The sequence below is a fragment of the Synechococcus sp. H60.1 genome, from assembly GCF_047462335.1.
GTDB lineage: Bacteria > Cyanobacteriota > Cyanobacteriia > Thermostichales > Thermostichaceae > Thermostichus.
The window spans coordinates 1-7,242 of the sequence record NZ_JANSJA010000183.1 but is presented as its reverse complement, the minus strand read 5'-3'; the positions used below and the strand labels follow the sequence as shown (position 1 = coordinate 7,242).

The 7,242-nt window shown below is 60.7% G+C and carries 6 protein-coding genes and 1 pseudogene; 5 read left to right on the top strand and 2 right to left on the bottom strand.

Features of this window, described 5'->3' with window-relative positions; all coding sequences use genetic code 11:
- The 5 genes and pseudogenes from NW852_RS09265 to NW852_RS09245 form a co-directional block, all read left to right on the top strand.
- A pseudogene (locus tag NW852_RS09265) lies at positions 1 to 1,031 on the top strand (flavin-dependent dehydrogenase); the annotation flags it as partial.
- A gap of 464 nt (positions 1,032 to 1,495) precedes the next feature.
- Entirely contained in the window at positions 1,496 to 1,834 is a 339-nt protein-coding gene (locus tag NW852_RS09260; RefSeq protein WP_414366521.1) for a hypothetical protein, read from the top strand.
- A gap of 48 nt (positions 1,835 to 1,882) precedes the next feature.
- Positions 1,883 to 2,224: a histidine triad nucleotide-binding protein gene (locus tag NW852_RS09255; RefSeq protein ID WP_414361150.1), complete on the top strand. Its 342-nt coding sequence runs from the start codon at positions 1,883 to 1,885 to the stop codon at positions 2,222 to 2,224.
- A 60-nt stretch (positions 2,225 to 2,284) separates the two neighbouring features.
- Positions 2,285 to 2,935, top strand: a complete 651-nt coding sequence (locus tag NW852_RS09250) for a precorrin-8X methylmutase (RefSeq protein ID WP_414371540.1) — start codon at positions 2,285 to 2,287, stop codon at positions 2,933 to 2,935.
- A 153-nt stretch (positions 2,936 to 3,088) separates the two neighbouring features.
- The gene (locus NW852_RS09245) at positions 3,089 to 3,460 is read left to right on the top strand and encodes a hypothetical protein (protein WP_414366525.1); all 372 of its coding nucleotides are present in this window, start codon (positions 3,089 to 3,091) and stop codon (positions 3,458 to 3,460) included.
- Between the two features lie 62 nt (positions 3,461 to 3,522).
- Here the strand turns inward: NW852_RS09245 and NW852_RS09240 are convergent, their stop codons facing one another.
- Both NW852_RS09240 and hflX read right to left on the bottom strand, forming a co-directional pair.
- Entirely contained in the window at positions 3,523 to 5,253 is a 1,731-nt protein-coding gene (locus NW852_RS09240) for a diflavin flavoprotein (RefSeq protein WP_414371538.1), read from the bottom strand.
- Between the two features lie 123 nt (positions 5,254 to 5,376).
- Entirely contained in the window at positions 5,377 to 7,119 is a 1,743-nt protein-coding gene (gene hflX / locus NW852_RS09235) for a GTPase HflX (RefSeq protein WP_414426673.1), read from the bottom strand.
- Positions 7,120 to 7,242 lie beyond the last annotated feature (123 nt).

Genomic DNA, 7,242 nt, shown 5'->3' with positions numbered 1-7,242 from the left:
GCCCAACGGTGGGGGCCACCATTGCAGGGGGGTTTGAGCCGGGGGTTTGGGATCCCCAATTTGGCGACATCCTCGCCAGCCACGGGGACATCAGCCGCGGTCGGCAGCTCATCTGGGAACTATTCCCTGGGCCAGGGGAGGATCTCACCTTCTACCTGTTCCACTACCACCAGGTGCATCCGGAAAACCCGGGATCCCTCTTGGAGTTGTACGAAGACTTTTTTACCATCCTGCCCGAGTACCGCCGCTGCGACCCGGAGCACTTGCAGTGGAAGAAGGCCACCTTTGGCTATATCCCCGGACGCTTCGGCCAGCAGCCAGCTCCCAAAGAGCCCTTCGACCGCGTCCTCTTGATTGGGGATGCGGCAGCCCTGCAATCACCCTTGAGCTTTACGGGGTTTGGATCCCTGGTGCGCAACTGCTCTCGCCTGTGCGATTTGCTGGATACGGCCTTGCGCCACGACCTGCTCAAAGCCTCTGACTTGGCTCAGGTTCGCGCCTACCAGGGCAACTCTGCTGTCACTTGGTTGTTCTCGCGGGGGATGATGGTGCCCACCGGCAAGGTGTTGCCGCCTGAGCGCATCAACGCCATTCTCAACAGCTTTTTCGGCATCCTCACCACCGAGCCGCCCGAGGTGGTGGACGACTTTATCAAAGACCGAGCCGGTTGGCTGGCCTTTAACCGCATGGCCGTCAAAGCCGCTCTGCAGAACCCGCGGCTGCTGCTGTGGATCTGGGAAGCAGTGGGGGCAGAAGGCTTTGCCCGCTGGCTGCCCACCTACTTCAGCTACACTGGCCTGGCTTTGCTCTCAGCTCTGCTGCGGGGCTGGTTCCCCAAGCTGGTGCGGCGCCTGCAACCCTGGCTGGAGTCCCGCTACCCCCGCCTGTGGTTGCGCTGCCTGAGCTGGAGCTACACCCTCACCTATGGGGTAGGCCAGCCGCGCCTGGAGTTTCATCTCCCCGCTCCCAGCTCTCCTGCCGGGCAAAACCTGCAAAACCCAATACCGACCTGGATAGAAGAAAGGGCCTAGGCCGGAGACTTTCATCGCACCAGTTGTTTCTAGGCTTTCGCTCTCTTGGAACCACCGTCTCTCTGATGTCTGTAGGAGAGGTGGGTGCCGACTGTTATGTGGGCAGAATCAACTCGCAAAAAATCTCGATGAGTGCTAGCATTCGCTACCTTGGTTTGCTAGCAGTTTTCTCCCTTATCTGCACAGGATTGTTCACCGGAGCGCTCATCAGGCAAGGCTCCCCGCTTGCGTGCCAAAGCATCCATCCCCAGGTAGTAGCCGGCGGAGAAAGAGTTCTGTCCACCTGCTTTTTAGCCTTGGCAATTGGCCCAAGTTGAGTATAATCAGTGCCTACTATCCACCAACATTCAGGTTCAGGCCGATGAGGGTTGGGAAGGGATCCCAACTTAAGTCGGTCGAGGGGCTTCTAGCCTCTTTTGGCAAGATCTCTATTTTCGCGAGAAAACTCTGTAGGACTGAATCCAATGGTTTATACCTTTGAGATCATCGGCATTGCCCCTGCCCTCGATTTTTTCTGTCAGCAGCAGGAGCTGGCAAAGCGGCCTTGTGGGGTAGAGTACCTGGGCACCCGCCCGTGCACCCTGGATGCGCTGCTGGGATCCCTGGAGGAGGTGCCGGCGCGGCGGGGCTGGGACTGGGATCAGTTGGTCGAAACCGTCATCCGCTTTTGGTGCAGCAACCCTGATTTGGTGAGTTTGTGGCGGTCTCGCTTTCGGGATGCTGGGGAAGATGCCCTGTTGGTCTCGCGGGTGGGGCACATTCAATCCTTACAGCGGGAGTTTGAGTGGCTGCTCAACCAATGAGATCCATAAACCGGGTAGGCTAAGGGCAGGATTGGTTGGTGACTACCTATGAGCGACACCGTCTTCAGCAAGATCATTCGCAGGGAGATCCCGGCCCAGATTGTCTACGAAGATGAGCGGGCCATCGCCTTCAAAGACATCGCCCCTCAAGCCCCTGTCCACATCTTGGTGGTGCCCAAGGAGCCTATCCCCGGCATTGCCCAGGCCAAGCCCGAACACGAAGCGTTGCTAGGGCACCTGCTGCTGACGGCTCAGCGGGTGGCTGCCGAAGCTGGCCTCAGCAAAGGTTATCGCTTGGTCATCAACCAAGGAGAAGATGGCGGTCAAACCGTCTTTCACTTGCACATCCACGTCCTGGGCGGTCGGGCGATGGGCTGGCCGCCAGGCTAGCTCTGGGTTTCCCCCAGCTAGAATGCTGGGAAGGCGGCTGGCGCACGAGGTCTAGGGGCAATGGAGTGGCATGTCACCGATGCGGAAAGCCTGATGATCATCGATCAGGAGGTGGGCAAGCATGAGCTTTCCCCTGCCGAATATGAGGTGGTGCGTCGGGTAATTTACGCTACTGCAGACTTTGAATATCTTCACCTCCTCCGTTTCGCCAACGAGGCGCTGCAGGCGGGGGCGGCGGCTTTGGCGGCGCGCACCACCATTGTGGTGGACGAGCCAATGGTGCAGGTGGGCATTGCACGGGCAGTGCAGAACACCTTCTCCAACCCCATCTACTGCGGCAGCGAAGCTGTCACCCGTCCCCAGAGGGACAAGACCCGCTCTGCTTGGGGCCTGCAAACCCTGGCCCAACGCTATCCTGAGGCCATCTTTATCGTTGGTCAATCCCAGACGGCTCTTTCCACCTTGGTGCAGTTAATCGCCGAGAAAGAGGTGGCCCCTGCCCTGGTAATCGCGACGCCGGCTGGGTTTGTGGATGTGGTGAAAGCCAAGCGGGAGCTGGCCGATTCGATGGTGCCCCACATCCGCACCGAGGGACGTAAGGGCGGCCCTGCCGTGGCGGCGGCGGTCTTGGATGGACTTTTGGACTTGGCTTGGCAGGCCTATGTGCAGGCCAGCAGCCCAGACCCTCCCGGCAAATCGGTTACCAGATAGACGGCAGCGCTCTGCACTTGAATCCAGATCACAGTTTCAGCGGGATCTCGGTCACTCCTCCCTCCGTCCAGCCTTGGCAAGATAAGAGCCATCTTCTCAGCGCCGGAGCAAAGAAGTGGCCTGGGAAGCGGCTAGTCGAACGGGGATCCGGTTATGCGTCAGTTGATCTGGGTTTGGGGAAGCGGCTGGCTTTTGGCGTTGACCTTGGCCGGGGGAGGGTGGGCCCAAACGGATCCCAGTCGAGTGGCGGCTCTTCTGCCCGCTGACCAGCCGGCTCTCCCGGCGCCGCCGGACATCGACCGGAGGGAAGCTCGGCTCAGCCCCTACCAGCGCTGGCAACAGCAGCATGCTGCTGCGGAGGTTCCCTTTTGTAGGTTCGAGGGGATCTTCTACCGCCTCTCTCAGAAGGCGGAACAAAGACCAGAAGAGCTGCCTTTTCCCCTGCAGCCAGCCGGGATCCCTTTGGGAGAAGGTAGCCCTTTTTTTCTACATGCCAACGGGCTGGTCTACCGAGTGTCCTATTGAAAGGGGGGAAGTGCTTGCGGCAGCAGGACAGCTATTTCTCCTCAGGGAGGGGGATCAGGGGTTCAGTAATGATTTCCCACCTTGCGATGGTGGATGGCGGTGAGGCCCTCAGGGCTGGAGACCCGTCCGGCCTCTAGCGTGCTATAGACCACCCAGTGGTCGCTGGTTTCCAGGCGGCTGACCACGCGGCACTCCAGGTAGGCCAGGGCATCGGCAAGGATAGGGGATCCGTTAGCGGCAGGGTAGGTCTTGATGCCGGCAAAGCGGTCGGCTCCCGGCGGGAAGCGCTTTAGGAAGTGGCGCATTAAGGGCTGGTAGTGGCCCTCCTGCAACACGTTAAGGACAAAGGTATCCCCCACCTGTAGGAAGGACTCAATTGCCCGATCCTTAGCCACGGCCACGCTGATCCCTGGCGGATCGCTGCTGGCCTGGGCCACCCAGGAGGCGAGCATGGCGCTGGTGGCCTGTCCTTTGCGGGCGGTGAGGATGTAAAGGCCATTGCTGATGCGGCCCAGGGCGCGATCCAGATCGGCATCCAAGGCTTTCATCTGCTGAATGTTGCGATCCCGCGTTAGCCATTGCCCTAGATCAGTGCCAGCTTCCTCCGCTGCTTGCAGCAGAGTTTCGTTCACGGGCTGCTTGAGGAGAATGGGAGGGAACACCTCTTTGGCGCCCAGTTCCTGCAGCGTGTTGCGGCAGAGGTAGACCGACTCATCATCTTCACCGCCCGACTCGAAGAGGCCAAAGCCTTGTTTGCTATGGGCAGAGGCCAAGAGGGTTTTTAGCAGCACCTGGGTGGTGGCCGCATCTGGCCCTGATTGGGGGGGCATGCCTATCACCACGCCGGCGGCCAGGCTCATCAGCTCCCGCACCTCGTGGGCATCCAGCAGCCGCAGATCCGCCAGCTCGACGGCAACGCCGGTTTTTTGGATCCCGCGGGCAATCGCCTGAGCCAAGGCTTCTGCCTGGCCGTAGCCCGATCGGTAGAACACCGCCACCATTCGTTCGGCTTTGGCCTGCTCTAGGCTCCAGGTGCGGTAGTGCTCCACCCAGTCAGACAAGTGATGGCGCAGCAGGGGGCCGTGGCCGGTGGCAATGGCGGCAATGGGTGGCAGGGCCTCCATGCGCTTGAGGGCAGACAACACCGAGCGGGCATTGGGCCCCATGAGGCAGTCGTAGTAGAGCTTAAAGTCGGCCTGTAGCAGGTGGGGATGCTTGTCCCAGGCAAAGTCGTCGCAGTAGTGCATCCCAAAGACGTCGCAGGTGTAGAGGATCTGGGTGCCGTGGTCGTAGGTGAGGATGGTGTCGGGCCAGTGCAGGTTGGGGGCAGAGATGAACTCCAGGACATGTCCCTTGCCCAGATCCAGGCGATCCCCCTGCTTCACCACCAGGTGCCGGAAGGGCCGATGCACGAGGTTTTCCAGAAATTGCACGGCCACTTTGGAGGCTACCACTGTCATTTGAGGGGCTAGCTCCAGCAGATCCCCAACCAGGCCGCTGTGATCCGGCTCGGTGTGGCTGACCACCAAGTAGTCGATGGTGGCGGGATCCAGGATGCCTCGCAGCAGATCCAAGTACAGCTGGCGAAACTTTTCGTGGGAGGTGTCAATCAGGGCCACCTTTTCCCCGCGAATCAAAAAGGAGTTGTAGGTCGTGCCATTTTCCAGGGCAAATTCAATGTCAAACCGATCCCGATCCCAGTCTTGGGAGCGGATGGCCAGGGTATCGGCCCCAATGAGCAGAGTTTGCAGCGTAAGATGAGCTGAACGCGGTGCAACTGCCGTAGCGGCCATGTTTCCCCCCTTTACCAAATGGCAACTTTACTTAACACTCATCGTAACCCTGATGTAACTGAATGTTGGGGCCGGCAGGCGCGAGAGGGCAGCCGCCAAGTTTCGATTTTCTGATGAAATGCTTCAGGGATCCCCAAACTGCCGACCCCCAAAGGAAGTGGGAGCAAAGGCTGCGGCAAATTGGGCCAGGGTGTGGCGCAGTTGATCCAAGTTTTGGCCGGTGGCAGCGGAGACAAAGAGAGCCTTAGGATAAAGCAGGCGCACATCCTCTACCCATTCGGGATCGAGGCGGTCAATTTTGTTAAACACCAGTTGTCGCGGGCCGGTGGCCAGGGGCATCTCGTCCAGCAATTTTTCCACCGCCTCGATTTGCCCTTCCCAGTTGGGGTGGGAGAGATCCACCACGTGCAGCAGAGCATCCGCCTCCGTCACCTCCTCCAGCGTGGCTTGGAAGGCCTCTACCAGTTGCTCAGGCAGTTCGGTTAAAAAGCCCACCGTGTCGGTCAACAGCACCGCCTGGTGGTGAGGTAGATCCAGCCGCCGCGTGGTGGGATCCAAGGTGGCAAAGAGTTGGTCAGCCACGTAGACCTGGGCGTGGGTGAGGGCATTCAGGAGGGTGGATTTGCCGGCGTTGGTGTAGCCCACCAGGGCCACCACGGGAATTTGGGATCCCTCCCGTCGCTGGCGCAGCCGCTGGCGGTGGCGGCGCAGCTCTTCCACTTCTTGCTGCAGCTTGCTAATGCGCCGCTGGATGGCCCGCCGCTCCATTTCCAATTGGGTTTCCCCCGGCCCCCGGGTGCCGATCCCACCCCCCAGCCGCGACATGGTGCGGCCGCGACCAGCCAGGCGCGGCAGGAGATACTGCAGTTGCGCCAGTTCCACCTGCAACTTCCCGGCCCGGCTTCTGGCCCGCTGGGCAAAGATGTCTAGGATCACCTCGCTGCGATCCACCACCCGCACCCCCAGGGCCTCTTCTAAGTTGCGCACCTGGCTGGGGGTGAGCTCGCGGTCGAACACCACCAAGTTGGCCCCCAAATCCTGCACCAGCAAGGCCAACTCCTGGACTTTACCCGAGCCAATGACTGTAGCGGAATCGGGGCCCTCCCGCCGCTGCCAAAGAGTGCGGAGCACCTGTCCGCCGGCACTTTCCACCAGGCGGCCCAGCTCTGTCAGCCTGTCCACCAGGTCTTCGCTGCTCTGCCCCGACTCCTGCAGCCCCACCAGGATGGCCCGCTCCTGCTGGGGATCCACCTGGCGAGCGCTTGCTTGGCGGCGAAAGCCATCTTCTAGCTCCGCCACCAGCTCCTGCAGATCCTGCTCTGCCAGGATCCCCAGGGGCAAAGGCTCAGAAACCTGCCAACGGCGCTCTTCCTCCGGCACCAGATGGGCCAAGTAGGCGCACTTGATAAAGCCTGTGGCCGCTCCTCCGCGGCGCAGCCGTCCCTCTAAGGGGGATACCGACAGGGTAATGAGAGCGTCCAGCCGCTGTAGGGCCATGGCTGTCAGGGCTTTTTGGCTAGGCCCCCCCGCCCCCACCTGGGTGGTGATGCAGCGGATCCCAGAGAGGCGCTCCGCCCCCTGGCGCGGCAGCTCCCAAGCCGGGATCTGGGTTTCAAAGGGGGATCCCAGCCCCACGCGAATTACTTGGCCGCGCCGGTTGAGGTAAACACTAATGGGCTGGCCTTCCAGATCTTGAGTGAGGGATCCCAGCCGTTGGGCAAACTCCACCGTCACCAGACAGTTGGGGGGCAGGCGCAGTTGGTAGAGGCGTTGCAGTTGCTTACGCTGGTAGGGCTTTAGCCCCTTGGCCTGGGCAAAGCTAAAACCGAGGTCATTCTGCTGGCGAGAGGTGCCAACCCTGGGCATAGGGAGAGGGAAAGACCCGAAAAGAGGCTTTCCTCTACCATATACGCTAGTAGCCAGCGCAGGAACTTGAGGAAAGCAGCGGCAGCAAACCCTAGACAAGGGATCCCTGGAGCAAACTTGCTT